The following is a 26,663-nucleotide window of genomic DNA, read 5'->3' on the forward strand; positions in this document are numbered from 1 at the left end:
TGGCGCGGATACAGGCTGCCGTTCTGGCCGCCTGCACTGTGTCGGTGCGAGCGGTTTGACGCTTGAGCACCGTTGGGCGGTTTTTATGCACGGTCATCCTCGGTGTCGGCCCTTAAGGCCACTACTGGGGAAGGTTAAAACGCGCGCCCATCTATTCTTTTTCTTTGGCATGAGAGTTGCGAAGCCCCGGGTACTCACCGTCATGGGGGACGCTGCAATGAAAACTCGACTGTTAGGGATAGCTGCATGTGCGGTTTCACCTTTTGCCCAGGCGGCCAGTGACGAGGCGATCAATACCGCCTGGCTGGTGCTGGCCAGTGTGCTGGTGTTCTTTATGCAGGCCGGCTTTGCCTTGCTGGAAAGCGGCATGTCGCGGGCGAAGAACGCGGTTAATGTGATGATGAAAAATTACATGGACGGCTGCGTCGGTGGCATCACCTTCTGGCTGCTGGGCTTCGGCCTGATGTTCGGCAGCAATATCACCGGCTGGTTTGGCATGAGCCATTTCGCGCCACATACCGGCGAGCCCTGGGATTTCACCTTTCTGCTGTTTCAGATGATGTTCGCGGCCACGGCGGCGACCATCGCCAGCGGTGCGATGGCCGAGCGTACGCGTTACTCGGCTTACCTGATCGGTGCGGTAGTGATCAGCGGCTTTATCTATCCGGTGTTTGGTAGCTGGGTGTGGAGCGGCATCTACGGTGGCCAGGGCTGGTTGGCGGCCTTGGGCTTTATCGATTTTGCCGGATCGACCGTGGTGCACAGCATCGGCGCCTGGTGCGCACTGGCCGGCATTCTGGTGCTGGGGCCGCGCCTGGGACGTTTTGCGGCGGACGGCACACCGCGCAGCATTCCCGGGCATAACCTCAGTCTGGTGGCCTTGGGTGGTTTTATCCTCTGGGTCGGCTGGTTTGGCTTCAATGCCGGCAGCAGCCTGGAGATGAATGTCAGCCTTGGCCTGATTGCCCTGAATACCCATCTGGCAGCCTCGGCAGGAGCGCTGGGAGCCTTTCTGGCGCAGCGCAGTACCTCCAGCCCGGTGCTGCTGACGACCACGGTGAATGGTTCGCTCGGCGGCCTGGTCGGCATCACCGCCGGTTGCGCAACCATGTCGCCGCTGTTTGCCTTGCTGACCGGGCTGGTGGCCGGTGGTGTGGTGGTGTTCGGCATGCGCCTGCTGGAGCGTTGGCAGCTGGATGATGTGGTCGGCGCCGTGCCTGTGCATGGTTTTGCCGGTGTCTGGGGCACTGTGGCGGCCGGGCTGTTCTTCAGTGGTGACCTGTTCAACTGGTCGCGGGTCGGGGTGCAGCTGCTGGGCGCCGGTGTGGCGTTTGTCTGGGCCTTCCCGCTGGCGCTGATGCTCTACCTGTTGCTGGCGAAAACCCTTGGTCTGCGCACGTCTACTCAGTATGAACAACGCGGCCTGGACTATGCCGAGCATGCCGAGGTGGGTTATCCGGAATTCAACCTGGCGGTGACCTTCGACAACAACGACATGCCAAGGAGGGTGTGAGATGAGTCTGACTACTCGCCGACGGGCGATCTATACCGGCCTGGCCGGACACTTCGCCGAGGACGAGCTGCTGGCCGTGCTGGCGCTGTGGGAAAGCAAATACGCCGATAAGCCACCGTTTGCCCTCAATGAGTTTCTCGGTGAGGTGGCCGCCACCAGCGAGCGCAAGCTGGAGCGCGCCAAGCTGTACCGCGAACTGGTGGGTGCGCTGACCGGGCCGTTGTCGGCATTGCTGCCGGACCCGGAGCCGCAGTTGCTCAGCTGGCGGCAGCGCATGGGCCTGGGTGCACCAGCGATCGTTGCGGCAGACGTGCAGGCGCGGCATACCTTCGAGGCATTGAGCCGGGTGCTGTTCAACGAACTGGATGCCGGCCTGCTGCCACGGCTGCAACGCTTTGCTGCGGGCAATCTGAGCAACCTGCGCGGCAGCAATGAGCAGCGCCTGCGTGTGCGGGGCTGGCTGGAGCAGGGCGCGGAATTGGAACTGGCTGGCCTGGGGCTGGAGCAGCTGCGGCAGTTGCTCAATCTGCTCTACATCGGCCTGTGTGAGTACCTGGGGCCCGTGGTGGCTGATCAGCGTCTGACTCAGGCGGTGCAGCAGGTCGAGGCGCTGCATCTGGCTTTTGCGCCGCGCAAGCTGTTGTAAAACGCAGGTGCAGAAAACAAGAAACCCGGCACATGGCCGGGTTTCTTGTTATTCGGGAGCGCTGACTTAGGCCGCGTAGTTTTTCGCTACGAAGTCCCAGTTCACCAGGTTCCAGAACGCCTCAACATACTTCGGACGCAGGTTGCGGTAGTCGATGTAGTAGGCGTGTTCCCAGACGTCGCAGGTCAGCAGCGGGGTGTCGCCGCTGGTCAGCGGGCAGCCGGCGCCGATGGTGCTGGCCAGAGCCAGGGAACCGTCAGCCTTCTTCACCAGCCAGCCCCAGCCGGAACCGAAGGTGCCGATGGAAACCTTGCTGAACTCTTCCTTGAACTTGTCGAAGGAACCGAAGGCAGCGTTGATCGCGTCAGCCAGGGCACCCGTCGGCTGGCCGCCGGCGTTAGGTGCCAGGCAGTTCCAGTAGAAGGTGTGGTTCCAGACCTGAGCGGCGTTGTTGAAGATGCCGCCGGACGAAGTCTTGACGATCTCTTCCAGGGTTTTGCCTTCGAACTCGGTGCCTGGGACCAGGTTGTTCAGGTTCACGACATAGGTGTTGTGGTGCTTGTCGTGGTGGAATTCCAAGGTTTCCTTGGAAATGTGCGGCTGCAGGGCGTCATGTGCGTAGGGCAGCGGCGGCAATTCGAAAGCCATTGTCTATCTCCTAATCAGGTCAGGTGCGGTGTGCGCGAAGCCGATCACGGGCGGCCATCTCAGCGGCGTGAGTTATCTCTTTGCGCCGCAAGCCCTGAATCATAGCACCGGCCCTGCGCCTTAAACACGCGGCAACTGTGTGGAAAACCAACTTGGCGCGCTCTGCGCCGGCCTGCGGCAGTGCGGTTTCAGCCTACTTGGCTGCCGTTGAGCAACTGCCAGGCAATAGTGAACATCATCAGCGCCACGCTCAGGTCGATAACTCGCCAGGTGCTCGGGCGCGCCAGCCAGGGGGCGAGCCAGGCCGCGCCCAGAGCCAGGCAGAAGAACCAGATCAATGAAGCGCTGGCCGCACCCAGGGCATAGGCGCCGGGCACCGGCTGTTGGGCGCCGAGTGAGCCGATCAGCAGGACCGTATCGAGGTACACATGCGGGTTGAGCAAGGTCACCGCCAGGGCCGCCAGCAGCACGGCCTTGCGTGAGCGCGGGCCGCTGTCGGCGCTGTAGCCCATGGCCTGCGGGCGGCTGGCCCGCAGCAGAGCCTGGGCGCCATACCAGAGCAGAAAAGCCGCGCCGCCCCAGCGCGCCATGCCCAGCAGAATCGGGTTTTGCGCCAGCACGGCGGCCAGGCCGAAGACTCCGGCGGCCACCAGCAGGGCATCGCAGACCACGCAGAGCAGCGCCACCGGCAGGTGATGTTCGCGGCGCAGGCTTTGCGCCAACACGAAGGCATTCTGCGCGCCGAGGGCGATGATCAGCCCGGCGGCGATCAGTAATCCGTTGCTGTAGCTTTGCCACATCTCGGTTACTCCGTCTGTGCACTGAGCTGTTGCAGAACCGCCAGTGCGCGCGGCCCATCGGCATGTGCGACGAACAGGTGGTCGTGGTAGAAGCCGGCGATCACGTTGCAGCTGATCCCGGCTTGCGCCAGGGCGCTGGCAACGGCAGCCGTCAAGCCGACGGCTTCCAGCGCCGAATGCACATGCAGCGTCAGCCAGGCGGCTACGTAGCTGAATGGCAAGCCCAGGTGTTCGGCTTGCTGGTGCGGCAGGATCACCGTGAGGCCTTCGGCTTCCTGAAAGCTGCCCAGCGGTTGTATGCCCTTCAGTTGCGAGGCATCGCTTAAACAGCAGAATACGTAAACGCCCTCGTTCAGCTGTGGGCTCATGCTGCGCAGCAAGGTGGTCAGTGAGGTTTCGCCGTCCATGTGGTTTGCCTGTTTCGAGTGGTGATGCTGGTCAGTCTGCTGTGGCTGGGTATATAAGAGAAACCAATAATCCTGATCTCTCATTAGGAATTCTTATTTTGTTGGATTACAAACTACTCGCCGCTTTGGCCGCTGTTGTCGAGCAGGCTGGCTTCGAGCGGGCGTCGCAGGTGCTGGGTTTGTCGCAGTCGGCGGTGTCGCAGCGGATCAAACTGCTCGAGGCGCGCGTCGGTCAGCCGGTGCTGGTGCGTGCGGTGCCGCCGGCGCCCACGGAAATCGGTCGGCGTCTGCTTAACCACGTACAACAGGTACGTTTGCTGGAACGTGATATTCAGGCGCAGGTGCCGGGGCTGGATGAGGGCGGTTTGCCGGAGCGCCTGCGTATTGCCCTAAATGCTGACAGCCTGGCCACCTGGTGGGCTGGCGCTGTAGGCGCGTTCTGCACCGAGCAGCGCTTGCTGCTGGATCTTGTGGTGGAGGATCAGGAGGTCGGCCTCAAGCGCATGCGTGCCGGTGAAGTCGCCGCTTGTGTATGTGCCAGCGAGCGCCCGGTAGCTGGTGCACGGGCTGTATTGCTGGGGGCGATGCGTTATCGCGCCATGGCCAGCCCGGCGTTTATTGCCCGGCATTTTCCAACAGGTGTGACGGCACAGGCGCTGGCCCATGCGCCTGCCATCGTCTTCGGTCCGGATGATCTGCTGCAGCACCGCTACCTGTCCGGCCTCGGCGTGGAAGGCGGGTTTGCCCATCACCTGTGCCCGTCATCCGAGGGCTTTATCCGTCTGGCGCAGGCCGGGTTTGGTTGGGGTTTGATCCCCGAGTTGCAGGTGCAACAGGAAACGGCCCGTGGCGAGCTGGTCGAGTTGATCAGCGACCGGCCAATCGATGTGCCGCTGTACTGGCACCATTGGCGCAATGGCGGTGAGCTGCTTAATCAGCTGACGCGCTACCTGACCCAGGCCGCGGGCCAAAGCCTGGTAGCGCTCAGGAAATAACCACCTTGCCCGAGCCCGGCAGTTGTTCCACGCAGCGCTCGCCAAGCAGCTTGCTGGGGGTGAAGTAGCCGCCGGGGCCGCTGTAATCGAGCAAATGCCGCACGCTCAGCAAGGCGCCGTGCACGGTGACGTCATAACCATTGGCGGTTTCCAGGTACGCGGTTTTTATCTCACCGGCTGCATTGCGCGCCTCACCCCACAGCCAGGTACGCTGACGAGCGCGGCTGGCTGCATCGGGACCGCTGACGCGTTTTTCGATCAGACGCTTGAGCCAGTTCTGCACTGCATCCAGACCCAGCAACCCGCGCAGCGGGTCGATCAGGCGCATCACGATGGCGGCTGCCGTCGGCGTTGGAAGGTACACCTCGATATTGTCGATGCCGGTGGAGTGGTAGGCGGTGGACACATCGCCCCAGGGAATGGTGACCGCCGGTTTTTCACCGCGGCCAAAGTTGATGGTGCGGCGCTTATAGCCCAGTGGCACATCGGTGATCACTCCTGCACGGCGTACCTTGCCGCCAAACTTCAGGCCTTCCACCGAGGTTTTTGCGGTGCCGGGCGACAACCCGCTGCCACTGTCAAAACCCAGCGCCAGGTGTGTGGCATCGGGCAGGGCCTGGTGCAGGCAGGCGGCCAAGCAATCACTGGGAATCACATCGAAGCCCACACCGGGGCAGACCACCACGCCCAGTTCGTGAGCCTGCTGATCACGCTGGTGCGCGGCTTCGAACACGCTGATCTCGCCGGTGATATCGACATAGTGGGTGGCGCTGGCCAGGCAGGCTTCCAGCATCGGTGCGCTGGTGGCGGAAAACGGCCCTGCGCAGTGGGCAACCACGGCGACATCCGCCAGCGCTTCCTTGGCACGATCCAGTTGCTGGATATCGAATATCCGGCATTCCAGGCCGAGCAGGCTGCCCAGGGCGTGTACGGCAGCCGGATTGCGTCCGGCGAGAATGGGCGTGAGGCCCTGGCGCTTGGCTTCGGCTGCGATCAGATGGCCGGTGTAGCCGTTGGCGCCGTAAATCATCCAGTGCGTCGACATCCCATGCTCCTTGGTTGTTATCAGGTTTGCGCCTGGCAGCTTAGCCGCTGTGGGCGGCGCTGTTGCCTATCGCAGGGTGTGTGCGGTCGCTGATATGGCCTGCAATGCCACAGCGTGCGCTGCTAGAGTGGCGCATCAGCCAGGCTAAACGGGGGTTGCAATGAAGATTCTGGTGACCGGAGCCAGCGGTTTTATCGGTGGGCGTTTTGCCCGTTTTGCCCTGGAGCAGGGCCTGAGTGTGCGGGTCAACGGGCGCCGCGCCGAAGGCGTCGAGCACCTGAGTTCGCGCGGTGCGGAATTTATTCAAGGCGATCTGTCTGACCCCGAGTTGGTGCAGCAGCTGTGTCGGGATGTCGATGCAGTGGTGCATTGTGCCGGCGCGGTTGGCGTGTGGGGGCGTTACGAGGATTTCCACCAGGCCAACGTTACGGTCACTGAGAACGTGGTGGAGGCCTGCCTCAAGCAGAAGGTACGACGCCTGGTGCATCTGTCGTCGCCGTCGGTGTATTTCGATGGCCAGGCGCATGTCGGCCTGCGTGAAGAACAGCTGCCCAAGCGCTTTTCCGATCACTACGGCAAAACCAAGTTTCTTGCCGAGCAGCAGGTATTTGCTGCCCAGGAATTCGGCCTGGAAGTGCTGGCGCTGCGCCCGCGTTTTGTTACCGGCGCCGGCGACACCAGCATCTTCCCGCGGCTGATCAATATGCAGCGCAAGGGACGCTTGTCGATCATCGGCAACGGCCTGAACAAGGTCGATTTCACCAGTGTGCACAACCTCAATGAAGCGCTGATGAGCTGCCTGCTGGCCGCCGGGCCAGCGCTGGGACAGGTGTACAACATCAGCAACGGCGCGCCAGTGCCGCTGTGGGACGTGGTCAACTATGTGCTGCGCAAACTCGACCTGCCTCCGGTCACTCGCCATCTGCCCTATGGCCTGGCCTATGGTGCGGCGGCGCTGAATGAAGGCGTGTGCAAGCTGTTACCCGGTCGCCCGGAGCCGACCCTGTTCCGCCTGGGCGTGGCAGTGATGGCCAAGGATTTCTCCCTGGATATCAGCCGCGCCCGCCAGTACCTGGAGTACGAGCCCAAGACCAGCCTGTGGACTGCGCTGGATGAATTTTGCGCCTGGTGGCAGGCGCATCACCGGAGTTGATGTTCGGGTAACCAGGCTCAGGCATAAACGCGCTGTCCGCGATACATACGTACCGACCCGCTGGCCGGGCGGTGCGCATGCTCTTCCACCAGCAGCGGGTGGCCGGCCTGCATCCGTGGTGTGCTTGCAGGCTCGCCGAAGGGGCGATCGCTGTACTGGGCCAGCAATTGCCCGAGTTGGCGGGTTTCCTCATTGCTTGAGGTGAGGCAGGCGCTGAGCATGCTGTTGATCGCATCAGGCTGGCTCATGCGAATGTCCACAGTCAGTTCTTCGCGCAGCCTGCGGCGCAGGCTCATCATGCAATCCAGTACTTCTCTGTTCAGCTCCATGGACCTTTCCCCCCCTAGCTATTACAAGTGGGCAAGTGGGCTGGGTGTCACCCAGCCGCAATGCCACCGGCCTGGTCTCGCCGCGTTTGCCGCGTGCGGATCGCGCCTGTACGGCCGGTTTCCCTGGCCCTACGAAAACGTCGCAAATAGACAAGTGCAAAGCGCGTACCAGCTCACATTCTGCGGAACTGCGCGGCCTGCAGCGGGTCGATGGGCTGAGCCGTGCCCTTCGTCGGTGCGTTTCGCACTGGCATGGCGCGACACTGAAGCGCTGCGCGCGAAACGTTATACTGCGCGGCAATTTGCATGGAGCCTGTCGGGCTTTTTCGCAGCAGAGCAGTGTTAAGTCCGACAGGCTCCTCACCCCGCGCTTTCTTGAAGGTTGACCCATGCGTAACGATGCCCACGACGAACTCGATCATGTGCCCAGCCTGCGCGCTGACCACCGCGATCACGATGACTATGCCGCCGAGCAGGCGGAGCCGGCGCGCAGCCCTGCCTATGGCCGCGCGGCGACCGCTGCCCCGGTGAAATCGGCCAGCACCGGCCCGCTCTGGGCGCTGGTTGGCGCCTTGATGATCGCCCTGGGCGGGCTCGGCTGGTGGAGCTTCCAGCAGATCAGCCTGATGGAGCAGCAACTGGTGGCGACTCAGGAAAGCTTTGCGCGCATCAGCGAGGAAGCCGCCGGTCGTATTCAGGACATTTCCGGCAAGGTGGTTGCCACCGAATCGTCGGTCACCAGCGGCAGTGAAGCGCTGAAGCTGCAGGTCAAGCAGCTGGAAAGCAAACTGGCCGAGCTGAGCAAGCAACAGCAGGGCGTCAGTGGGCAGAATAGCGAGCAGAGCAAGCGCCTTGAGCAGCTGGCCGCGCAGCTGAAAGGCCAGGAAGGTGGGGATGCCAAGCTGGAGGGCATCCTCAACAAACTCAGCGCCGAACAGGCGGTGCTGAAAAATGAGCAAGCCACCCTGAAAAGCGCCCTGGCCGGGCAGAGCAAGTTCGACGAGAAGATTGCCGGTCTGCGCAGCGAGATCGATGCGCTGAAGAAGCAGGGGAACTCCAGCCAGGCAATTGCTCGCGTCGAGCAGGACCTGCTGGTGTTGAAAAGCGATCTGGAAACCCGCTCGGCCGGCAGCAGTACCGCCGAGTTCGATGCGTTCCGCGCGCAGATGAGCCGCAATATCAGCACCCTGCAGGCGCAGGTGTTGAACCTGCAGCAGCAGATCGATGCACGCTGAGTGAGTCGCAACGGAAAAGCCCGCCAATTGGCGGGCTTCTTTTTGAGGCGTTTAAAACCTCACTTAGGTGCTGGTGAGCCTCTGTGGGAGGCGCTTTAGCGGCGAACGCTGGGTCACGCTATCGCGACTAAAGCGGAATGCCGCCCAGCCCCTCCTACGACAGAGCGGCAAGCTCAGGCTTACAGCGTTGGGTAGTCGAGGTAGCCGACCGGGCCTTGGCCGTAGAAGGTTTCCGGGTGCGGCGTGTTCAGCTCGGCATCCTGTGCTAGGCGTGCCGGCAGGTCCGGGTTGGCGATAAACGGAATGCCAAAGGCCACCGCATCGGCCTTGCCTTCTGCCAGCCAGGCATTGGCCTGATCCTTGGTGAAGCGCTCGTTGGCGATAAACACGCCGCCGAAGGCTTGTTTCAGGCTTGGCGACAGGCTGTCGTCGGCTTCCTTCTCACGGGCGCAGATAAAAGCGATGCCACGCTTGCCCAATTCACGAGCAACGTAGGTGAAGGTCTCGGCGCGGTTGGCGTCGCCCATGTCATGGCTGTCGGCGCGCGGTGCCAGATGCACGCCCACACGGCCAGCGCCCCAGACTTCAATCGCCGCATCGGTGACTTCCAGCAGCAGGCGCGCACGGTTTTCCAGGTTGCCGCCGTAGCGGTCAGTGCGCTGGTTGGTGCTGCTCTGCAGGAACTGGTCGAGCAGGTAGCCGTTCGCGCCATGGATTTCCACGCCGTCAAAACCGGCGGCCTTGGCGTTTTCCGCGCCCAGGCGATAAGCATCGACGATGTCGGCGATTTCTTCGGTTTCCAGGGCGCGCGGGGTGACGAAGTCTTTTATCGGCCGCACCAGGCTGACGTGGCCCGCGGGCTGGATGGCGCTCGGTGCGACCGGCAGTTGGCCGTTCAGGTAGATCGGGTCGGAGATACGCCCAACGTGCCACAGTTGCAGAACGATCTTGCCGCCAGCAGCGTGCACGGCCTTGGTCACATTGCTCCAGCCGCGGACCTGATCATCCGACCAGATGCCGGGGGTGTCCGGGTAGCCGACGCCCATCGGGGTTACGGCGGTGGCTTCACTGATGATCAGCCCGGCACTGGCGCGCTGCACGTAGTACTCGGCCATCAGCGCGTTGGGTACGCGGCCTTCATCGGCGCGGCAACGGGTCAGCGGGGCCATGATGATGCGGTTGTTGAGTTGCAGATCGCCAATCTGGATCGGGTCGAAAAGCGTAGTCATGGGACGGTCCTCTCAGGTTATTCGTTGAGTGCAAGTTCGGGTTCAGGGCTACGGGTACTAAAGGTCAGCAGGGTGGCCAGCAACGCCAGTACAGCCAGGGCGGCAGCGGCCAGGGGTACGCGGGTCAGGCCGAAGCCTTCGGCAATCACCAGGCCGCCAACCCAGGCGCCGAGGGCGTTGCCGAGGTTGAAGGCGCCGATATTCAGGGTCGACACCAGGTTCGGCGCGCCGCTGCCAAAAGCCACCACATTGACCTGCAAGGCCGGCACGGCCGCGAAGGCTGCGGTGGCCCAGAGGAACAGGGTGATCTCGGCGGGGATCAGCGCCTGACTGGTCCAGCTGAACAGGGTGGAAATCACCGCCATGGCGACGAATACGCCGACCAGGGTGGCTTTAAGGCTGCGGTCGGCCAGGCGTCCGCCGAGCACGTTACCCAGGGTCAGACCGAGGCCGATCAGCAGCAGGGTCCAGGTCACGCCACTGGGCGATACACCCGTGACTTCACCAAGCAGCGGCGCGATATAGGTGAACAGGGCAAACATCGCCGCGGAGAACAGCACCGTGGTGCTCAGCGCCAGCCACAGGCCGGCACCACGCAGGGCACGCACTTCGCTGGCGAAGTCGGCCTTGGCTTCATCGGTTTTGTTGGGCAGCACGCGCCACAGGCCAATCAGGGCAATCACGCCAATCAGGGTCACGGCCCAGAAGGTCGAGCGCCAGCCTGCGTACTGACCCAGGGCGGTACCCAGCGGCACGCCGAGCACGTTGGCCAAGGTCAGGCCGGTGAACATTAAGGCGACTGCTGACGCGCGGCGATTGGCCGGCACCAGGCTGGCGGCAACCACCGAGCCGATGCCGAAGAAGGCGCCATGGCAGAGGGCGGTGATCACTCGGGCGAGCATCAGCATCTGGTAATCGCTGGCCAGGGCGCAGAACAGATTGCCGGCGATAAAGATGCTCATCAGCGTCAGCAGTGACGCTTTACGCGGCCAGCTGGCAGTGGCCAGGGCCATAAAGGGCGCGCCGATGGCGACGCCCAGGGCGTAACCAGTGACCAGCCAGCCGGCGCCGGGAATCGACACGCCGAGGTCGCCGGCCACTTCCGGCAGCAGGCCCATGATGACGAATTCCGTGGTGCCGATGGCAAACGCGGACAAAGCGAGGACGAGAAGCGCTGCAGGCATGCCGTCAGCTCCTGAAAGAAGGGTGAATGAACAGTGAGTTTTAGAGCGCTTGGCTCATGTGATTGAGGAACGCCTGGATGGTCTCTTCATTGCGCTTGAAGAAGTTCCACTGGCCGACCTTCTTGCTGCTGATCAGTCCGGCGCGCTGCAAGGTCGCCAGGTGCGCCGAGACTGTTGATTGCGACAGCCCGGTGCGTTGGTCGATCTTGCCGGCGCACACACCGATTTCCAGCGGGTGATCCTGGTCGGCGAAATACGTCTGCGGGTCTTTCAGCCAATGCAGGATGTCGCGCCGCACAGGGTGGGCCAGAGCCTTGATCACTTCATCGATGTCGAGTTGCATACGGGTTATCCCCTGTGCGCTGTAACGCCATATCGCGATGGGGCGAACTTTATATCGGCTACTGACGATATACAGATCGTTCGTGGCGATAGTCATCATCACGGCGGCTGATGTGTAAGCTGTGGCCATGAATTACCTCGCGCATTTACACCTCGGCGGCGACGCGCCGGCACAACTGCTGGGCAGTCTGTATGGCGATTTCGTCAAGGGGCCGCTGGCCGGGCAGTGGCCGGCGGATATCGAAGCGGCAATCCACCTGCATCGGCGTATCGATGTATTCACCGACAGCCACCCGCTGCAAGCGCAGGCACGGGCGCGCTTTGCCCCAGAACGGCGGCGTTATAGCGGCATCTTGCTGGATGTGTTTTTCGATCATTGCCTGGCGCGGAACTGGGCTGATTATGCTGCTGAGCCACTGCCGCGCTTTACCGGGCGGGTGTATCAGGTGCTGGCCGCCGAGCCGCGTTTACCTGAGCGCCTGGCGCATATTGCGCCGCGTATGGCGGCACAGGATTGGTTGGGCAGTTACCGCGAATTTGCCGTGCTGGAGCAGGTGGTCGCGGGGATTGATCGGCGGCTGTCGCGGCCAGGCTTGCTGGCCGGCGGTGCCGCCGAACTGGAGCGGTTGTATCAGCCGCTGCTGGAGGATTTTCGCCAGTTCTATCCGGAGTTACAGGCCTTTGTTGCTCGCGAGCGCGGGCTCGTCGATTAAGCGGCCTGGCTTTCTTCCTCGCCTAGTTCAGCTGTGCCAAACAGCGCCTGGCTGATCGCTTGCTGCGCCGCGCGAGCCAGGGCGTTGCGGTTCAGCTCGCTGCTGGCAATCGGTGTAAGCAACTGGATCTGCACTTCACCCAACTCGCTGCCGAGCAAGCGCAGCAGATGCGAGAGCATGTCGTCATCGCCGATAAACGGCGCCACGCTGCACGGCTTGCCATCACGCAGGTAACGGATAGCCACTGGCTGTATATAGACGCCGCTGTCGATCGCGCTGCTCAGCAGGCGGCCGTGGAAGGTGCGCAGGCCGAGGCCATCGGTGGTAGTGCCTTCGGGGAAGATCAGCAGGTTACGCCCGCGTTGCAAGTGGTTGCCCAGCTGCTGGCTGAGCAGGCCGCTATCACCCGAACCGCGGCGGATAAACAGGGTGCCGGCCTTGTGCGCCAGCCAACCGGCCACCGGCCAGGTGCGTACCTCGGCCTTCGACAGAAAGGACAGCGGGGTGAGCATGCCGAGCAGGGGAATATCGGTCCAGGACACGTGATTGCTGACCCACAGCATCGGCTGGCGCGGCAGCTCGCCCTGCACCTGCAAGCGGAATGGCAGCGCTCCTGCCAGGCGCGCGAGAAACCAGCGAGTCAGGCGCTGACGGGTTGGCATCAGGTCATGTCGCACCAGACGTTCGAGCAGGGTGATGCCTGCCGCCAGCAGGGTGCCGAAGCTGATCACCAGCAGCAGGCGCGCCAGGCGCAGGTATAAACGCACTTTCTTCATCGAACTCTCTCGCTGCAAAAACACAAACGCCGGCACTGTCTACAGAGTGCCGGCGAGTTGTGCAACATTACTCCGACCTGCTGTTAAACAGCAGCTTTGAAATGCCGTGCATAGCGCGGGCACAGCTCGTCACGCTTGAGCAGGATAAACACGTCGGCAACTTGGAAATCCTGATCCCAGCACGGCTCGCCGCAGATCTTCGCGCCCAGGCGCATATAGGCCTTGAGCAGCGGCGGCATTTCGGCGATCACGTTGCTCGGTACATCCAGCGTTGGCAGCGGGGTCTTCGGTTCGGCGCGCAGGTGTTCGGTGCACAGGTAGCGTTCGCGCAGGCGCTGCATGATTGCCTGGGCCTGGATGCCGCCGTCCTGCATGGAGATGCTGGCGCAGCCCATCAGGTAGCGGTAACCACCTTGGTTGAGCACTTCGGCCAATTCGCCCCAGAGCACGGCGATGGTCGCGCCGTTGCGGTAGGCTGCGTCGACGCAGGTGCGGCCGATTTCCAGCACCGGCCCTTCGAGGTGCGGCAGGCCGTGCAGGCTGAATTCTTCTTCGCTGTAGAAGCGTCCCAGGCTGGCGGCCGCGCGGTGGTCGAGCAGGCGGGTGGTGGCCACCAGCTCACCGCTGCCCAGGTCACGCACGCCGATGTGTTGGCAGTGAATGTCGTAGTCATCCATGTCCAGGCCCAGTTCGGCACCCTTGAGCTTGGCATCGAATTCGGCGCTGAATACGCGAAAGCGCAGCGCCTGGGCTTCGCGCAGGGCGGCAGCGCCGTGTAAGCGCTCGGCCTGCAGGCGGCGAGCGGGAGTAGCTTTAAGTGCCATCTGGGTCATGCCGTCATCTCCATTAGCCGGCTTTTTGCCTTGCAGCCGGTCGATCTTGTTGGGCAAGCTCAGGCTAGGTAGCGGCGGTGTCACCTCCGTGAATCTTTGGTGATGCTTGTGTGACAGTGACTTCGATAATTCCAATAAGGAGTAATGCATGCCCTGGCAACAGCTGTTGAGCCCGCAAATTCGTCTGCCGGTCGCGGGGCTGGAGGAGTGGTACGCCAGTTTGCTCGAGCGCCTCACTAACCCGACTCCGTTACAGCTGGCCCTGCTCGGCGGCCGACTGGCAGCGACCCCGGGGCTGGCATTTCTTGCCGGTTATCAGGGCGCGTTGCGCGCACTCTGGCCGGCCGCGCCCTGGACCCTGGGCGCGCTGTGCGTGACTGAAAACCGCAGCACGCGGCCTGCGGACATGAGTACGCGGATCAATGCCCTGACCCTTGAGGGCCGCAAGGATTTCGTCACCGCCGCTGAAGCCGCCGACTGGCTCTTGGTGGCTGCTCGCGAGGAAACCAACGGCGCGCCGGTGCAGCTTGCGCTTGGGGTGGTGCGCAATGGCGCGCCGGGCGTGCAGATCGAGACGCTGCCAGCGTTGCCGCTGATGCCGGATATCAGCCATGGTCGTTTGCATTTGCAGTGCGCGCAGTGCGAACGGCTACCCGGCGATGGATGGGATGACTACGTAAAACCCTTCCGCACCCTGGAAGACACCCACGTGCTGGCGGCGCTGACGGCCTGGCTGTTCGGCGTAGGCCAGGAATCGGCCTGGCCGCAGGCCCTGCAATTACGTCTGCTGGGTTTGCTGGCCGGCTGCGCGGAAGTGGCGCGGCAATGCCCAAGTGCCGCAGGCAGCCATCTGATGCTGGCTGGACTGTTTGCCCAGTTCGACAGCCTGCGCAGTGATCTGGACAACGCTTTTGCTGCCGGTGATGCGCATTGGGGGCAGCTCTGGCAGCGCGACAAAGGTCTGCTGGCGATTGCCGGCAGCGCGCGCAGCAAACGTTTGCAGAAGGCGCTAACAGCGTTTGGCATGACCGTCTAAGTAGCCCGGATGTAATCCGGGAGCGGTTGTATAGGCAAGGGGTTGCCCCGGATTGCATCCGGGCTACGGGTTTAGCCAGCACATGTCAGCCGGCTTGATCCAGATCAGTAAGGCCGAGCCGCTGCGCCAGTAAGCTCGCGGGCTTTCGGGAGAGAGCCTGCCATGCGACGCGAGCCCATAGTGCTGTTCGATAACGGCGAGCATCAGTGCATGATGTTCGATGACCTGGTCAGCGGGGAGGGCGTGCAGTCCAACCAGTTCCTGATCACCGACAACGAGCAGTACCTGCTGCTCGATCCGGGCGGCGACCTGACCTACACGCCGTTGTCGCTGGAACTGTCCAAGCACATCCCGGTGCAGGACCTGACCTATATCTTCGCCTCGCACCAGGACCCGGACATCATCGCCTCGCTGGACAAATGGCTGCTGCACACCCGCGCGCGGGTGATCTGCTCCAAGCTCTGGGCGCGCTTTCTGCCGCATCTGACGGCCAACTACCTGGCGCTCAGCCGTGGCATCAACACCTTTGACCGGATCATCGCGCTGCCAGATCGCGGCCAGTCGTTTGCCTTGGGCAAATGCACGCTCAAGGCGGTGCCGGCACATTTTCTCCACTCGGTGGGCAACTTTCAGTTGTATGACCCGGTGAGCAAGATTCTGTTTTCCGGTGACATGGGCGCCTCAATGGTCGATGACGCACACCCGGTGACGGACTTCGTCAACCATGCGCCGAACATGCTCGGTTTTCACCGGCGCTATATGGCGGGCAACAAAGCCTGCCGGCTTTGGGCGGCGATGGTTCGCGAGATGGATGTGGCGATGATTGTGCCGCAGCACGGTCGGCCTTTTGTCGGTGCGGAAATGATCAATGCCTTCCTTTACTGGATCGAAAACCTGGAGTGCGGCATGGATCTGATGGGGCCGGAGGATTACCGCCTGCCGAAGTAGTGGCTATCCATGCACTGACTTTTCGCGCCGAATTGCCGGCTAAACCGGCGTGTTCGGCGCTTTTTGTCGTCATCAGCGCCATGCTAGGGTGCCGCCTTCGATCCCTGCAGAGGCGGCTCCATGTCCTTCACTCCCTTTCCCGCGCGGCGGCTGATGCTGGCGTGCGTCTTCGCTCTGTGCTGCGCCACGGCGCACGCCGAGAACTGGCCTGGCAGCGACTGGGACAGCCAGTTGGCCGCGCCCAGCGCCGCGCTCAGTGAGCTGGAAAGCTACGCCTTTCCCGCCCGTGATGACGCCACCCGCAAAGGTGTGCGCACCGATGCCCTGCTGGTGATCCGCGATGGCCAGGTGGTTTATGAGCGCTATGCCGCACCGACCACCGCCGCCACGCCGCACCTGACCTGGTCGATGGCCAAGAGTCTGCTGGCTACTACGATGGGCGTGGCCTACGGCCAGGGCCGCTTCCGTCTGGATGCGCCGGTGGCCGATTACTACCCGCCGTTTGCTGCACACCCGCAGGTCAAGGTCGGCCACTTGCTCAACTGGGCCTCGGGCCTGGACTGGCAGGAAGATTATGAATACGCGCCACTGAAATCCTCGGTAGTGGCGATGCTCTACACCCGTGGCCGCGGTGATATGGCGGCCTTCACCGCCGCGCACAGCGCCGATGCCGAGCCGGGCGAGCGCTTCCGCTATTCCAGTGGTGACACCAACGTCCTGGCCGCCGCGTTGAAGAACATGGTGGGCGAGGCGGCTTATGCCGATTACCCCTGGACCGCCCTGTTCGACCCGCTCGGTATCACCACCGCCGTGTGGGAGCGCGATGCTGCGGGCACCTTTGTCGGTTCCTCATACGTCTACATGAACGCTCGTGACCTGGCCCGTGTTGGTCTGCTGATGCAACGCGATGGCCGCTGGGGCGAGCAGCAGTTGCTGCCCAAAGCCTGGGTCGAGTTCAACCGCACGCCGTTCGCCAACTACCAACCGCAGGCCGACAAGCCGGGTGAAGCGGTGCCTGGCGGCCAATGGTGGCTCAATGCGGCAGTCGCTGGTGCGAGCAGGCCGTGGCCGGATGCGCCGGAAGACACCCTGGTGGCGTCCGGACACTGGGGGCAAGGGCTGTATGTGATTGCCAGCGAGAACCTGGTGATCGTGCGCTATGCCGATGACCGCGATGGCAGCTTTGATCGCAACCATTTCCTCAAACTGGTTCTTGCCGCGTTGGCCGATGAGGTGCAGCCATGATTCGTCGTCGTCCGTTCAGCAGCCTGTTGCTGCTGATTGCGCTATTACTCGCTGCCCTGGCCTGGCAGAACCGTACCCATTTGCAGGCCTTTCCGGGGATCATCGGTGCCTACTCGGCCAAGGAATACTGCTCGTGCCGCTATGTGGCGAACAACCCGGCCGACTACTGCGAGGAGTATGTGGCGCAGTATGTTGCGCTCTCCGGCTTCTTCGATGACTCGGCCAACAAGCGCGTGACCGCGCGTGGTCTGGGCAGTACCCAGAGCGCGCAATGGCTGGGCCCACGCGAGGGCTGTCAGCTGTTACCGCAGGCTGCGCCGCTGCCGTAACCAGTACCGCGCTCTGCTTGATCGCCCGGCAGGGTTTGCAAGGCCCTGCCGGGCGGCTATGGTGGCGACTCCATTTCCCATGCGTGAGCCGCAATGCGCAGAGTCAACCGCCGCGTGAACGGTCATGCCGCATAACGTCTTTCCCTGGCGACGCGGTAACGCACTGAACTTGCTGATCGACGGGCCACAGTTCTTCGTGCGGATGCTGGCGCGCATCGACGCCGCGCAGCGGCAGGTCGAGCTGGAGCTTTACCTGGTGGAAAGCGGGGCGTGCAGCCGCGTGCTGATCGATAGCTTGTGCGCTGCCGCGCAACGCGGCGTGGTCGTGCGTTGCCTGTTCGATGCCTTTGGCGCACAGGGGTTGCAGGTGACGGATCGGCAACTGCTGCAGGCGGCTGGCGTGAAGGTGCAGTGGTACAACCCGCTGCGCTGGAAACACGGCGTGCGCAACTTTCACCGTGATCACCGCAAGTTATTACTGGTCGACGAACAGTTTGCCTTTGTCGGTGGCACCGGCTCGACCGATGAATTCTGGCTGCCCGGCCAAATTAGCAGCAGCTGGCATGAGGTGATGGTGGAAATCAGCGGGCCGCTGGTGGCCGACTGGCAGCAGCTGTTTGAGCGCCAATGGCAGGCGAGTCAGGCCTGGATCGCCTGGCGACCGCGCATGCCACTGCGCCTGAAGAACCTGCCGGCTTTACCGGCGCTGGGGCAGGGCTTGGGCCGGGTGGCTTTTGCTGATGCTTCGCAGCACCGCGATATTCTGCTCTCGCTAGTACGCGCCTTGCGCGGTGCCAAGCGGCGTATCTGGCTGGTCACGCCGTATTTTCTGCCGACCTGGCGGGTACGCCGCACCCTGCGCCAAGCGGCCAAGCGCGGTATTGAGGTGCGCTTGCTGCTGGCCGGGCAGCATACCGATCACCCACCGGTACGCTTTGCCGGCCAGCGTTACTACGCCAGCCTGCTCAAGGCTGGGGTGCAGATATTCGAGTACCAGCCGCGCTTTCTGCACCTGAAGATGGTGCTGGTAGACGACTGGGTCAGTGTCGGCTCATGCAACTTCGATCACTGGAACCTGCGCTTCAACCTGGACGCCAATCTCGAAGCGCTCGATCCTGCCTTTACCGCCAGCGTGGCGGCGAGCTTTCAGGCGGACTTTGCCGATAGCCAGGAAATCACCCTGGCCGACTGGCGCGCACGGCCCTGGTGGCGGCGTTTGCAGCAGTCCATCTGGGGCGCGCTGGATCAATTGCTGGTCAACCTGCTGGATCGCCGCCGCTGACCCGCACTTTTGTCTGGTGTAGGCCGGGCAGGGCGCCGCTATGCTCGCTACATAACTCGAATAAGGATGCTGTCGATGCGTGGTCTGCCCTGGCTTGCAGTGCTGTTGTTGGTCACCTTGAGTGGTTGCTCGACCCCTGGGGCATTTTTTGGCGCAACCGAGGGCGAGGTATTCCGCGAGCATGTGCTCAGTGACGAGAACCACGCCCTGGTTTACCTCTACCGCCCGCAGAGCGACTGGGCCGATCAGGAGCTGGAAGCCCCCGCGCTGTTTCTGAATAACGCACGCATCGGCAGCCTGCCGAGCAATGCCTACATGGTGCTGGAGTTCGATATCGCCAGTTACCAGCTGGAAATGCGTCGTCCGCTGTTCGGTACGCACTGGACCTTTTTCGCCGACGGGCCGCTGGATTTCACCCTGATCAGCAGCTTTGCCCTGGATGCCGAAGCCGGCGGTATCTATTACTTGCGTTATGACGAACTCAACCCTCCGCCGGTAAACGAGCAGGCACCGAGCCAGGGCGACGGCCCGCTGCAACTGGTATCCAAGGCGGTGGCGGACGCGGAAATCGGTGCTACCCGGGAAATCCAGCCCTTCGAACGGATTGCCGCCAGTGGCGAAACCGAACGCATGCAGCGCAGCTTCTGGCGCAAGGTTGGCAAGTCGCTGGACAAGATCGGTATCTAAAACGTAACGGGCCAGCGCAAGGCTGGCCCGTTACTGCGGCTTTAACATGGCCATTGCGGCCATGCATCGGTCCTTTTAAATCAGCTCAACCGCTACAGCAGTGGCCTCGCCGCCACCAATGCACAGCGAAGCAATGCCACGCTTGCCGCCGGTGTTTTTCAGCGCATTGATCAGGGTCAGGATGATCCGCGAACCGGTGGAACCGACCGGGTGGCCCTGGGCGCAGGCGCCGCCGTAGACGTTGACCTTGGCGTGATCCAGGCCGTGTTCACGGATGGCCAGCATGGTCACCATGGCGAAGGCTTCGTTGATTTCGAACAGGTCAACCTCGGCCTTGTCCCAGCCGGTTTTCTTCAGCAGGTTGCTGATCGAGCCGATCGGCGCGATGGTGAACTCGCTGGGGTCCTGGCTCTGGGTGGCGTGCGCAACGATCTTCGCCAGCGGCTGGAGGCCACGTTTGGCGGCTTCTTCAGCGGTCATCAACAGCAGGGCCGAAGCACCGTCGGAAATCGAGCTGGCGTTGGCTGCGGTGATGCTGCCGTCCTTGCGGAACGCAGGCTTCAGGCCTGGGATTTTCTCCAGGTTGGCGGTCAGCGGTTGTTCGTCATCCTTAACCACGATATCGCCCTTGCGGCCGCTGACGGTGACCGGAACGATTTCCGCATCCAGTGCACCGCTGGCGATGGCGGCCTGAGCGCGTTTCAGCGATTCGATGGCGTAGGCGTCCATTTCTTCGCGGGTGATGCCGTATTGGTCAGCGGTTTCCTGGGCGAAGGAGCCCATCAGGCGGCCGGTGCGCGCATCTTCCAGGCCATCGAGGAACATGTGGTCCTTGATTTCGCCGTGGCCCATGCGCAGACCCGCACGAGCCTTGGTCATCACGTAGGGCGCGTTGGACATGCTTTCCATGCCCCCAGCGATCATCACGCTGTTGCTGCCGGCCTTCAGCGAATCAAACGCCATCATTACCGCTTTCATGCCCGAGCCGCACAGCTTGTTGATGGTGGTGCAGCCAGTGGCCGACGGCAGACCGGCGTTCAGCGAGGCCTGGCGCGCCGGGCCCTGTTTGAGGCCAGCTGGCAGTACGCAGCCCATGATCACTTCCTGTACGTCGGCAGGGGCAATGCCCGCCCGCTCAACGGCGGCGCGAATGGCAGCCGCACCCAGGTCAACGGCGGCAATGCTCGACAGGCAGCCTTGAAAACCACCCATCGGCGTACGGGCGCCGCTGACGATGACGATATCGGACATCGGAAAACTCCTCGTTTTGTAGTAGGTCGCAGGCCAAACACATCGAATGCGAGCCGCTGATTCTACTGCGTGACTAAAAATGCCCAAAGAGTCACGCGGAAAATCATTCTTTGGGCTGATTTGAGCGGCGGCGCAGGGCTCTAGATTGGCCGCACTGAAAAAAGCCAATAATAGGTACCGCCATGCTGCAGACCCGTCTGATTGCTCCCGCTGACAATGCCCACAATGCTCCGCTGCTGATCAAGCGCCTGCTGCTGTCGGGCATTCGTTACGAGAAAACCCGCGAAATCGTCTACCGCGATCAGCTGCGCTACAGCTACGCGACGCTCAATGAGCGTGTGGCGCGCCTGGCCAACGTGCTCACCGAGGCGGGGGTCAAGGCCGGTGACACCGTGGCCGTGATGGACTGGGACAGCCACCGTTACCTGGAGTGCATGTTTGCCATCCCGATGATCGGTGCGGTGCTGCACACCATCAATATCCGCCTATCGGCTGATCAGATTCTCTACACCATGAACCATGCCGACGATAAGTTCGTGCTGGTCAACAGCGAGTTCGTGCCGCTCTACAAAGGTATCGAAAGCCAGCTGACCACGGTGGAGAAGACCATCCTGCTCACCGATGCCGCCGACAAGACCGCCGAGCTGGGCGGCCTGGTTGGCGAGTACGAAAACCTGCTGGCCGCCGCCAGCCCGCGTTATGACTTCCCGGATTTCGACGAAAACTCGGTCGCCACCACCTTCTACACCACGGGCACCACCGGCAACCCCAAAGGCGTGTACTTCAGCCACCGCCAGCTGGTGCTGCACACCATGGCCGAAGCCAGCGTGCTGGGCAGCCTGGACAGCATTCGTCTGCTCGGTACCAATGATGTGTATATGCCGATCACCCCGATGTTCCACGTACATGCCTGGGGCATCCCGTATGTCGCTACCATGCTGGGCATCAAGCAGGTCTACCCGGGGCGTTATGAGCCGGACATGCTCTGCCGTCTGATCAAAGAAGAAAAAGTCACCTTCTCCCACTGCGTGCCGACCATTCTGCAGATGGTGATGGCCGCTCCTACCGCGCAGGGTCACGATTTCGGCGGCCTGAAAATGATCATCGGCGGCAGCGCGCTCAATCGCTCGCTGTACGACGCGGCCAAGGCACGTGGCATCCAGCTCACCGCTGCCTACGGCATGTCGGAAACCTGCCCGCTGATCTCCTGCGCCCACATCAATGAAGAGTTGCTGGCCGGCAGCGAAGATGAGCGCACCACCTACCGCATCAAGGCTGGCGTGCCGGTGCCACTGGTGGAGGCGGCGATCATGTCCGCCGATGGCACCCTGTTACCGGCCGATGGAGAGAGCCAGGGTGAGCTGGTGCTGCGTGCGCCTTGGTTGACCCAGGGCTACTTCCGCGAGCCGGAGAAGGGCGCTGAGCTGTGGGAACACGGCTGGCTGCACACCGGTGACGTGGCGACCATCGACGACTTCGGCTTTATCGATATCCGCGACCGTATCAAGGATGTGATCAAGACCGGTGGCGAGTGGATTTCCTCCCTGGAGCTGGAAGACCTGATCAGCCGCCACCCAGCCGTGCGTGAGGTCGCGGTGGTCGGTGTGGTCGATCCGCAGTGGGGCGAGCGCCCGTTTGCTCTGTTGGTACTGCGCGAAGGCCAGAGCCTGGATGCCAAAGGCCTCAAGGAACACCTCAAGCCGTTTGTCGACCAGGGCAGCATCAACAAGTGGGCGATACCGTCGCAGATTGCCCTTGTTACCGAAGTTCCCAAGACCAGCGTCGGCAAGCTGGATAAGAAACGCATTCGCCTGGATATCGTCCAGTGGCAAGCCGCCGGCAGTCCGTTCCTTTCCACGCTGTAAGGTTTTTTGTAACGGGCGCAGCAGCAGGCGGCGCCTGTTACACGGCACACATTCAGTACCGCGCAGGCCAGGCAGATCAAGGCCTGCAGGTACCTGTGGGGCGATGAGCAAGTGGCTCAGGGCAGGTCAACTCGGCTGTTCAAATAACGGCTAATCAGGTCGTTTTGAGTGACTGCTCGGTCAAACAAGCGTTTGGCTTGCTAATTGCTCATTCCAAGCCATTCTTGGCTCTGCCGGTTGTGCTCAACACGCCGAAACCTGCGAGCCAGAGTGCCTGGGGGCTGCAAATCACACTTTCGAGGGATCAAGCAGAAGTACCCGCTGGCTATAGTCCGCACCATCCATAACAAAAAACACATGGAGTAGCGTCGATGACAAAAACAAAACAAACCTGGCGCCTGGCAAAACTGCCACTGGCCGTCAGCCTCGCATCCACCCTCGCCGCACCTGCATTCGGCGTTACTTTCAATATCGGTGAGATCGAAGGCCAGTTCGACTCCTCGCTGTCGGTTGGTGCGAGTTGGTCGGTGAAAGGTGCGGATAAAGACTTGATTGGCACCAACAATGGTGGGCGAGGTCTTTCTCAGACATCGGACGATAGCAAAATGAACTTTAAGAAGGGTGAAACCTTCTCGAAGATATTCAAGGGTATTCATGATCTTGAGTTGAAATATGGTGATACCGGTGTATTTGTTCGCGGTAAGTACTGGTATGACTTCGAATTGAAAGACGAAAGCCGTCTATTTAAAGACATTAGCGATAGCAATCGTAAGGAAGGCGCTCAGGCTTCCGGTGCACAGATTCTTGACGCTTTCGTTTATCACAACTATGCAATCGCAGATCAGCCAGGCTCGGTACGGCTTGGTAAGCAGGTAGTGAGTTGGGGTGAAAGTACCTTTATTCAGAATAGTATCAACTCAATCAACCCCGTGGATGCGTCTGCGTTTCGCCGTCCAGGTGCAGAAGTCAAAGAAGGTTTGATTCCAGTAAATATGTTCTATGTTTCTCAAAGTTTGACTGAAAATCTCTCTATGGAGGCGTTCTATCAGCTGGAGTGGGATCAGACAGTCGTAGATAATTGTGGAACTTTCTTTGCTCAGCCGGATATTGTTGCTGATGGCTGTGATTCTAATCTTAATGTTTTGGCGGATCAGTCGGTTGTTTTTGATCGTCTGTATGCAGCAAATCGAAATGCCGGTTTTCCTGATGCGCAGGCAACTGCTCGTGCTAACGGTGTAATTGGCCAACTTCAAAACTTGGGTGCTAACTGGGCTCCCTCAGGCGAAGGTGTGATTGTGCGGCGCGCTGGAGACCAAGATGCTCGTGATTCTGGTCAGTGGGGGCTTGCTTTCCGTTATATGTTCGAGCCGCTGGATACTGAGTTCGGCTTCTATGCTATGAACTATCATAGCCGCACGCCATTCTTTAACGGTCAGGCTGGCTCTGAGGAATCATATGAAGCTATCGGCGACTGGTTGCTGGCAAGTGGTAATACTGCGGGCGCAGCTGCAGTAACTCGTCTTCTGACATTGAATCCTGCTGCAACTGCGCTGCAGCAGCAAGCTGCCTTTGGTACAGGCTTTAATGCCACTCTTGGTGGGCTTGCTCCTCTAGCACCTCTTGCTGCTGCCGGTAATGGCAACTATTTTATGTCTTACCCAGAGGATATAAAGCTTTACGGTATTAGCTTCTCGACTACGTTACCCACAGGTACATCATGGGCGGGTGAAGTTAGTTATCGTCCAAATGCTCCGGTTCAGATTACTTCTACAGATATTCTCTATGCTGGTCTTAAGCCGTTAGGTCAAATTTCCACTGTCTTACCAAATGGTGCGACTGTAGGTCAGGTCTATCAAGCTAACGGCATCGGCAATGTTTCTGTATTGGATAGTGGGTTTGGTGCAGTTGCGCGTGGCTATAATCGTAAAGAGATTACTCAGTTCCAAACAACGTTTACTCACTTCTTTGATCAAGTAATGGGTGCAAGTCGTTTGACTCTGGTTGGTGAGGTGGGTATTGCTCACGTAGGTGGCTTGGAGAGCACTGATAAGGTGCGCTATGGCCGTGATCCAATTTTCGGACCCGGACCTCTGCAAGGTAATTACGTGACAGGCGGACAGGCATACAACGCTTGTGAAGGGTTGAACGTCAGCACTGTGGGTGCCAATAGCGCTAAGAATGTTACTACCTACTGTGAGGATGATGGGTTTGTCACTTCCACTTCGTGGGGCTACCGTGCACGTGCCATCTGGGATTACCCGGACGTATTTGCCGGCGTAAACCTGCGTCCAAGCGTTTCCTGGTCGCATGACGTCGACGGTTACGGCCCGAATGGCCTGTTCACCGAAGGCGCCAAGGCTGTAAGCCTGGGCCTGGATGCCGACTACCAGAACACCTACACCGCCAGCCTGGCCTATACCGACTTCTTCGGCGGCAAATACAACACTTCGGTTGACCGCGACTTTGTTGCGCTCAGCTTTGGCGTGAACTTCTAAGTAAGCGGACGAGATTTTGAGGACGACTATGACTATGAAAACAACAAAAAGTCTGCTGCAAACCGGTGCGCTGACACTCTCGCTGCTAGCCAGCGGTGTGATGGCAGCGGTATCGCCGGATGAAGCTGCCAAACTGGGTACCACGCTGACACCAATAGGTGCGGAAATGGCGGGTAATGCTGATGGTTCGATCCCTGCCTGGACTGGCGGTCTGCCAGCCAGCGCGGGTTCGGCCGATGCTGCGGGTTTCCTCTCGGATCCGTTCCCGAGTGAGCAGCCGCTGTTCACCATCACCGCGCAAAACGTTGATCAGTATAAAGACAAGCTGACCCCTGGCCAGCTGGCGATGTTCAAGCGTTATCCGGAAAGCTACAAAATGCCGGTGTTCGCCACTCATCGTACGGCGACCATGCCGGACTTCATCTTGGCAGCTGCGAAGAACAACGCCGTCAACACCAAGATGGTCGAAGGCGGTAACGGTCTGGAAAACTTCGAGCAGGCTAACCCTTTCCCGATTCCGAAAGACGGCCTGGAAGCGATCTGGAACCACATCACTCGCTACCGTGGTGGCAGCGTGAAGCGTCTGGTAACCCAGGCGACTCCACAGCCGAATGGCTCCTACAGCCTGGTTTACTTCCAGGATGAGTTCACCTTCCGTGGTGCGCTGAAGGATGCCGATACCAGCAAGCCAAGCAACGTACTGTTCTACTTCAAACAGCGCGTAACTGCTCCTTCGCGTCTGGCAGGTAACGTGCTGCTGGTACACGAAACTCTCAACCAGGTGAAAGAGCCGCGTTTGGCGTGGCTGTATAACGCCGGTCAGCGTCGCGTGCGTCGTGCTCCGCAGGTGTCTTATGACGGTCCAGGTACCGCCGCTGACGGTCTGCGTACGTCCGACAACTTCGACATGTACAACGGTGCTCCTGACCGTTACGAGTGGAAGCTCAACGGTAAGAAGGAAATCTACATTCCTTACAACAGCTACCGTCTGGACTCGCCGAAGCTGAAGTATGACCAGATCATCAAGGCTGGCCACATCAACCAGGACCTGACTCGTTACGAGCTGCACCGCGTATGGCACGTGACCGCAACCCTGAAATCGGGCGAGCGTCATATCTATGCCAAACGTGACTTCTACCTCGACGAAGACACCTGGCAAGCTGCTGCCATCGACCACTACGACGGTCGCGGTACCCTGTGGCGTGTGGCTGAAGCTCATGCTCAGTACTACTACGACAAACAAGTACCGTGGTACAGCGTAGAGACCCTGTATGACCTGCTGTCCGGTCGTTACCTGGCTCTGGGCATGAAGAACGAAGAGAAGAGCGCTTACCAGTTCGACTACCCGGCCAAGGAAAGCGATTACACCCCAGCGGCCCTGCGCCAGGCTGGCGTGCGCTAAACCTGAGTCACGCTGCATAAAGAACCGGCCCTTGTGGCCGGTTTTTTTATGCGCAGAGATTCAGTTCGATGATCTGTCCGGTAGGGCGATTAGCCTGTTCTTGCATACCGCTACAAGTCGGCAGTTTGCTTAGCCCACGCCAAGCACCATGCGGCAGATGGATAAGCAATCATTGCAGTTTGCTTCCTGATGGCAGCAAGGGCTTCAAATGCGTGAGTCAAGGCGCTAGGCTGCGGAACATTGGTAGTGCCGCTGCCTGACTACTACAAGAAACC

At 61.0% G+C, this 26,663-nt stretch carries 26 protein-coding genes; 15 read left to right on the forward strand and 11 right to left on the reverse strand.

All coding sequences use genetic code 11. The annotated features are described in order from the left end of the window. Positions 1-217: 217 nt before the first annotated feature. Together ACOCLD_RS06955 and ACOCLD_RS06960 are read left to right on the forward strand one after the other, a co-directional pair. Positions 218-1,513, forward strand: coding sequence for an ammonium transporter (locus ACOCLD_RS06955; RefSeq protein ID WP_422911344.1), 1,296 nt, complete (start codon positions 218-220; stop codon positions 1,511-1,513). 1 nt (position 1,514) lies between these two features. Continuing rightward, positions 1,515-2,159 carry a hypothetical protein gene (locus tag ACOCLD_RS06960; RefSeq protein ID WP_422911345.1) on the forward strand — a complete coding sequence of 215 codons (645 nt, stop codon included), beginning with the start codon at positions 1,515-1,517 and terminating at the stop codon, positions 2,157-2,159. 66 nt (positions 2,160-2,225) lie between these two features. On the opposite strand, the gene ACOCLD_RS06965 is transcribed toward ACOCLD_RS06960, so the two are convergent. From ACOCLD_RS06965 to ACOCLD_RS06975, 3 genes are all read right to left on the reverse strand, one after another. After that, positions 2,226-2,807: a superoxide dismutase gene (locus ACOCLD_RS06965; protein WP_090249029.1), complete on the reverse strand. Its 582-nt coding sequence runs from the start codon at positions 2,805-2,807 to the stop codon at positions 2,226-2,228. A 188-nt stretch (positions 2,808-2,995) separates the two neighbouring features. Continuing rightward, on the reverse strand, positions 2,996-3,607 hold the full coding sequence (locus tag ACOCLD_RS06970; protein ID WP_422911346.1) for a LysE/ArgO family amino acid transporter: 612 nt from the start codon (positions 3,605-3,607) through the stop codon (positions 2,996-2,998). Between the two features lie 5 nt (positions 3,608-3,612). After that, complete coding sequence (locus ACOCLD_RS06975) at positions 3,613-4,014, reverse strand: ACT domain-containing protein (RefSeq protein ID WP_422911347.1); 402 nt, start codon at positions 4,012-4,014, stop codon at positions 3,613-3,615. 89 nt (positions 4,015-4,103) lie between these two features. Between ACOCLD_RS06975 and ACOCLD_RS06980 the strand changes: the two genes are divergently transcribed. Beyond that, positions 4,104-5,009, forward strand: a complete 906-nt coding sequence (locus ACOCLD_RS06980; RefSeq protein WP_422911776.1) for a LysR family transcriptional regulator ArgP — start codon at positions 4,104-4,106, stop codon at positions 5,007-5,009. Here the strand turns inward: ACOCLD_RS06980 and ACOCLD_RS06985 are convergent. Then, positions 4,999-6,054, reverse strand: coding sequence for a saccharopine dehydrogenase family protein (locus ACOCLD_RS06985; protein ID WP_422911348.1), 1,056 nt, complete (start codon positions 6,052-6,054; stop codon positions 4,999-5,001). The two genes, ACOCLD_RS06980 and ACOCLD_RS06985, sit on opposite strands and share 11 nt — an antisense overlap. Positions 6,055-6,214: 160 nt before the next feature. On the opposite strand from ACOCLD_RS06985, the gene ACOCLD_RS06990 reads away from it, so the two are divergent. After that, positions 6,215-7,207 (forward strand): NAD-dependent epimerase/dehydratase family protein, encoded by a 993-nt coding sequence (locus ACOCLD_RS06990; protein WP_422911349.1) that lies wholly within the window; start codon positions 6,215-6,217, stop codon positions 7,205-7,207. A 17-nt stretch (positions 7,208-7,224) separates the two neighbouring features. Here the strand turns inward: ACOCLD_RS06990 and ACOCLD_RS06995 are convergent, their stop codons facing one another. Continuing rightward, positions 7,225-7,536, reverse strand: a complete 312-nt coding sequence (locus ACOCLD_RS06995) for a hypothetical protein (RefSeq protein ID WP_233683807.1) — start codon at positions 7,534-7,536, stop codon at positions 7,225-7,227. Positions 7,537-7,925: 389 nt separating this feature from the next. Here ACOCLD_RS06995 and ACOCLD_RS07000 point away from each other — a divergent pair, with 389 nt between their 5' ends. After that, a complete protein-coding gene (locus tag ACOCLD_RS07000) occupies positions 7,926-8,771 on the forward strand; it encodes an ATPase (protein ID WP_233683808.1) in 846 nt (281 codons plus the stop codon). A 179-nt stretch (positions 8,772-8,950) separates the two neighbouring features. On the opposite strand, the gene ACOCLD_RS07005 is transcribed toward ACOCLD_RS07000, so the two are convergent. Genes ACOCLD_RS07005 through ACOCLD_RS07015 form a run of 3 tightly spaced genes read right to left on the reverse strand, consistent with a single transcriptional unit; the run spans position 8,951 to position 11,527 of the window. After that, the gene (locus ACOCLD_RS07005) at positions 8,951-10,000 is read right to left on the reverse strand and encodes an alkene reductase (protein WP_422911350.1); all 1,050 of its coding nucleotides are present in this window, start codon (positions 9,998-10,000) and stop codon (positions 8,951-8,953) included. A gap of 17 nt (positions 10,001-10,017) precedes the next feature. Continuing rightward, positions 10,018-11,184, reverse strand: a complete 1,167-nt coding sequence (locus ACOCLD_RS07010; protein ID WP_392540729.1) for an MFS transporter — start codon at positions 11,182-11,184, stop codon at positions 10,018-10,020. 40 nt (positions 11,185-11,224) lie between these two features. Continuing rightward, the gene (locus tag ACOCLD_RS07015; protein WP_257777169.1) at positions 11,225-11,527 is read right to left on the reverse strand and encodes an ArsR/SmtB family transcription factor; all 303 of its coding nucleotides are present in this window, start codon (positions 11,525-11,527) and stop codon (positions 11,225-11,227) included. Positions 11,528-11,654: 127 nt separating this feature from the next. Here ACOCLD_RS07015 and ACOCLD_RS07020 point away from each other — a divergent pair, with 127 nt between their 5' ends. Further along, positions 11,655-12,239, forward strand: coding sequence for an ACP phosphodiesterase (locus ACOCLD_RS07020; RefSeq protein ID WP_422911351.1), 585 nt, complete (start codon positions 11,655-11,657; stop codon positions 12,237-12,239). Here ACOCLD_RS07020 and ACOCLD_RS07025 read toward each other — a convergent pair. Then, positions 12,236-13,015, reverse strand: coding sequence for a lysophospholipid acyltransferase family protein (locus tag ACOCLD_RS07025; RefSeq protein WP_422911352.1), 780 nt, complete (start codon positions 13,013-13,015; stop codon positions 12,236-12,238). The two genes, ACOCLD_RS07020 and ACOCLD_RS07025, sit on opposite strands and share 4 nt — an antisense overlap. An 83-nt stretch (positions 13,016-13,098) precedes the next feature. Continuing rightward, complete coding sequence (gene olsB, locus ACOCLD_RS07030) at positions 13,099-13,848, reverse strand: L-ornithine N(alpha)-acyltransferase (RefSeq protein WP_422911353.1); 750 nt, start codon at positions 13,846-13,848, stop codon at positions 13,099-13,101. A 148-nt stretch (positions 13,849-13,996) separates the two neighbouring features. On the opposite strand from olsB, the gene ACOCLD_RS07035 reads away from it, so the two are divergent. The 6 genes from ACOCLD_RS07035 (at position 13,997) to ACOCLD_RS07060 (ending at position 19,375) form a co-directional block, all read left to right on the forward strand. Then, positions 13,997-14,884 (forward strand): acyl-CoA dehydrogenase, encoded by an 888-nt coding sequence (locus tag ACOCLD_RS07035; RefSeq protein ID WP_422911354.1) that lies wholly within the window; start codon positions 13,997-13,999, stop codon positions 14,882-14,884. A gap of 162 nt (positions 14,885-15,046) precedes the next feature. Continuing rightward, entirely contained in the window at positions 15,047-15,832 is a 786-nt protein-coding gene (locus ACOCLD_RS07040) for an MBL fold metallo-hydrolase (protein WP_422911355.1), read from the forward strand. Between the two features lie 120 nt (positions 15,833-15,952). Next, positions 15,953-17,077, forward strand: coding sequence for a serine hydrolase domain-containing protein (locus tag ACOCLD_RS07045; protein WP_422911356.1), 1,125 nt, complete (start codon positions 15,953-15,955; stop codon positions 17,075-17,077). Continuing rightward, positions 17,074-17,406 carry an amidase gene (locus ACOCLD_RS07050; RefSeq protein ID WP_422911357.1) on the forward strand — a complete coding sequence of 111 codons (333 nt, stop codon included), beginning with the start codon at positions 17,074-17,076 and terminating at the stop codon, positions 17,404-17,406. The genes ACOCLD_RS07045 and ACOCLD_RS07050 overlap by 4 nt, the downstream gene beginning before the upstream one ends. A 124-nt stretch (positions 17,407-17,530) precedes the next feature. Next, positions 17,531-18,688, forward strand: coding sequence for a phospholipase D-like domain-containing protein (locus tag ACOCLD_RS07055; protein WP_422911358.1), 1,158 nt, complete (start codon positions 17,531-17,533; stop codon positions 18,686-18,688). Positions 18,689-18,763: 75 nt separating this feature from the next. After that, on the forward strand, positions 18,764-19,375 hold the full coding sequence (locus tag ACOCLD_RS07060) for a DUF2846 domain-containing protein (protein ID WP_422911359.1): 612 nt from the start codon (positions 18,764-18,766) through the stop codon (positions 19,373-19,375). A 75-nt stretch (positions 19,376-19,450) separates the two neighbouring features. Here ACOCLD_RS07060 and ACOCLD_RS07065 read toward each other — a convergent pair whose 3' ends face one another. Beyond that, positions 19,451-20,626 carry a thiolase family protein gene (locus ACOCLD_RS07065; RefSeq protein WP_422911360.1) on the reverse strand — a complete coding sequence of 392 codons (1,176 nt, stop codon included), beginning with the start codon at positions 20,624-20,626 and terminating at the stop codon, positions 19,451-19,453. A 182-nt stretch (positions 20,627-20,808) separates the two neighbouring features. On the opposite strand from ACOCLD_RS07065, the gene ACOCLD_RS07070 reads away from it, so the two are divergent. The 3 genes from ACOCLD_RS07070 (at position 20,809) to ACOCLD_RS07080 (ending at position 26,388) form a co-directional block, all read left to right on the forward strand. Beyond that, positions 20,809-22,491, forward strand: a complete 1,683-nt coding sequence (locus ACOCLD_RS07070; protein WP_233683821.1) for a fatty acid--CoA ligase — start codon at positions 20,809-20,811, stop codon at positions 22,489-22,491. A 371-nt stretch (positions 22,492-22,862) separates the two neighbouring features. Continuing rightward, positions 22,863-24,986, forward strand: a complete 2,124-nt coding sequence (locus ACOCLD_RS07075; protein ID WP_422911361.1) for a DUF1302 domain-containing protein — start codon at positions 22,863-22,865, stop codon at positions 24,984-24,986. 34 nt (positions 24,987-25,020) lie between these two features. Next, the gene (locus ACOCLD_RS07080) at positions 25,021-26,388 is read left to right on the forward strand and encodes a DUF1329 domain-containing protein (RefSeq protein WP_422911362.1); all 1,368 of its coding nucleotides are present in this window, start codon (positions 25,021-25,023) and stop codon (positions 26,386-26,388) included. Positions 26,389-26,663 lie beyond the last annotated feature (275 nt).

Source organism: Pseudomonas cimarronensis, from assembly GCF_049331905.1.
Lineage (GTDB): Bacteria > Pseudomonadota > Gammaproteobacteria > Pseudomonadales > Pseudomonadaceae > Aquipseudomonas.

Excerpts from the sequence above, each read along its gene's own strand:
- ACOCLD_RS06955 (WP_422911344.1), top strand. The coding sequence starts at position 218 with ATGAAAACTCGACTGTTAGGGATAGCTGCATGTGCGGTTTCACCTTTT.
- ACOCLD_RS06960 (WP_422911345.1), top strand. The coding sequence starts at position 1,515 with ATGAGTCTGACTACTCGCCGACGGGCGATCTATACCGGCCTGGCCGGA.
- ACOCLD_RS06965 (WP_090249029.1), bottom strand. The coding sequence starts at position 2,807 with ATGGCTTTCGAATTGCCGCCGCTGCCCTACGCACATGACGCCCTGCAG.
- ACOCLD_RS06970 (WP_422911346.1), bottom strand. The coding sequence starts at position 3,607 with ATGTGGCAAAGCTACAGCAACGGATTACTGATCGCCGCCGGGCTGATC.
- ACOCLD_RS06975 (WP_422911347.1), bottom strand. The coding sequence starts at position 4,014 with ATGGACGGCGAAACCTCACTGACCACCTTGCTGCGCAGCATGAGCCCA.
- ACOCLD_RS06985 (WP_422911348.1), bottom strand. The coding sequence starts at position 6,054 with ATGTCGACGCACTGGATGATTTACGGCGCCAACGGCTACACCGGCCAT.
- ACOCLD_RS06990 (WP_422911349.1), top strand. The coding sequence starts at position 6,215 with ATGAAGATTCTGGTGACCGGAGCCAGCGGTTTTATCGGTGGGCGTTTT.
- ACOCLD_RS06995 (WP_233683807.1), bottom strand. The coding sequence starts at position 7,536 with ATGGAGCTGAACAGAGAAGTACTGGATTGCATGATGAGCCTGCGCCGC.
- ACOCLD_RS07000 (WP_233683808.1), top strand. The coding sequence starts at position 7,926 with ATGCGTAACGATGCCCACGACGAACTCGATCATGTGCCCAGCCTGCGC.
- ACOCLD_RS07005 (WP_422911350.1), bottom strand. The coding sequence starts at position 10,000 with ATGACTACGCTTTTCGACCCGATCCAGATTGGCGATCTGCAACTCAAC.
- ACOCLD_RS07010 (WP_392540729.1), bottom strand. The coding sequence starts at position 11,184 with ATGCCTGCAGCGCTTCTCGTCCTCGCTTTGTCCGCGTTTGCCATCGGC.
- ACOCLD_RS07015 (WP_257777169.1), bottom strand. The coding sequence starts at position 11,527 with ATGCAACTCGACATCGATGAAGTGATCAAGGCTCTGGCCCACCCTGTG.
- ACOCLD_RS07020 (WP_422911351.1), top strand. The coding sequence starts at position 11,655 with ATGAATTACCTCGCGCATTTACACCTCGGCGGCGACGCGCCGGCACAA.
- ACOCLD_RS07025 (WP_422911352.1), bottom strand. The coding sequence starts at position 13,015 with ATGAAGAAAGTGCGTTTATACCTGCGCCTGGCGCGCCTGCTGCTGGTG.
- olsB (WP_422911353.1), bottom strand. The coding sequence starts at position 13,848 with ATGACCCAGATGGCACTTAAAGCTACTCCCGCTCGCCGCCTGCAGGCC.
- ACOCLD_RS07035 (WP_422911354.1), top strand. The coding sequence starts at position 13,997 with ATGCCCTGGCAACAGCTGTTGAGCCCGCAAATTCGTCTGCCGGTCGCG.
- ACOCLD_RS07040 (WP_422911355.1), top strand. The coding sequence starts at position 15,047 with ATGCGACGCGAGCCCATAGTGCTGTTCGATAACGGCGAGCATCAGTGC.
- ACOCLD_RS07045 (WP_422911356.1), top strand. The coding sequence starts at position 15,953 with ATGTCCTTCACTCCCTTTCCCGCGCGGCGGCTGATGCTGGCGTGCGTC.
- ACOCLD_RS07050 (WP_422911357.1), top strand. The coding sequence starts at position 17,074 with ATGATTCGTCGTCGTCCGTTCAGCAGCCTGTTGCTGCTGATTGCGCTA.
- ACOCLD_RS07055 (WP_422911358.1), top strand. The coding sequence starts at position 17,531 with ATGCCGCATAACGTCTTTCCCTGGCGACGCGGTAACGCACTGAACTTG.
- ACOCLD_RS07060 (WP_422911359.1), top strand. The coding sequence starts at position 18,764 with ATGCGTGGTCTGCCCTGGCTTGCAGTGCTGTTGTTGGTCACCTTGAGT.
- ACOCLD_RS07065 (WP_422911360.1), bottom strand. The coding sequence starts at position 20,626 with ATGTCCGATATCGTCATCGTCAGCGGCGCCCGTACGCCGATGGGTGGT.
- ACOCLD_RS07070 (WP_233683821.1), top strand. The coding sequence starts at position 20,809 with ATGCTGCAGACCCGTCTGATTGCTCCCGCTGACAATGCCCACAATGCT.
- ACOCLD_RS07075 (WP_422911361.1), top strand. The coding sequence starts at position 22,863 with ATGACAAAAACAAAACAAACCTGGCGCCTGGCAAAACTGCCACTGGCC.
- ACOCLD_RS07080 (WP_422911362.1), top strand. The coding sequence starts at position 25,021 with ATGAAAACAACAAAAAGTCTGCTGCAAACCGGTGCGCTGACACTCTCG.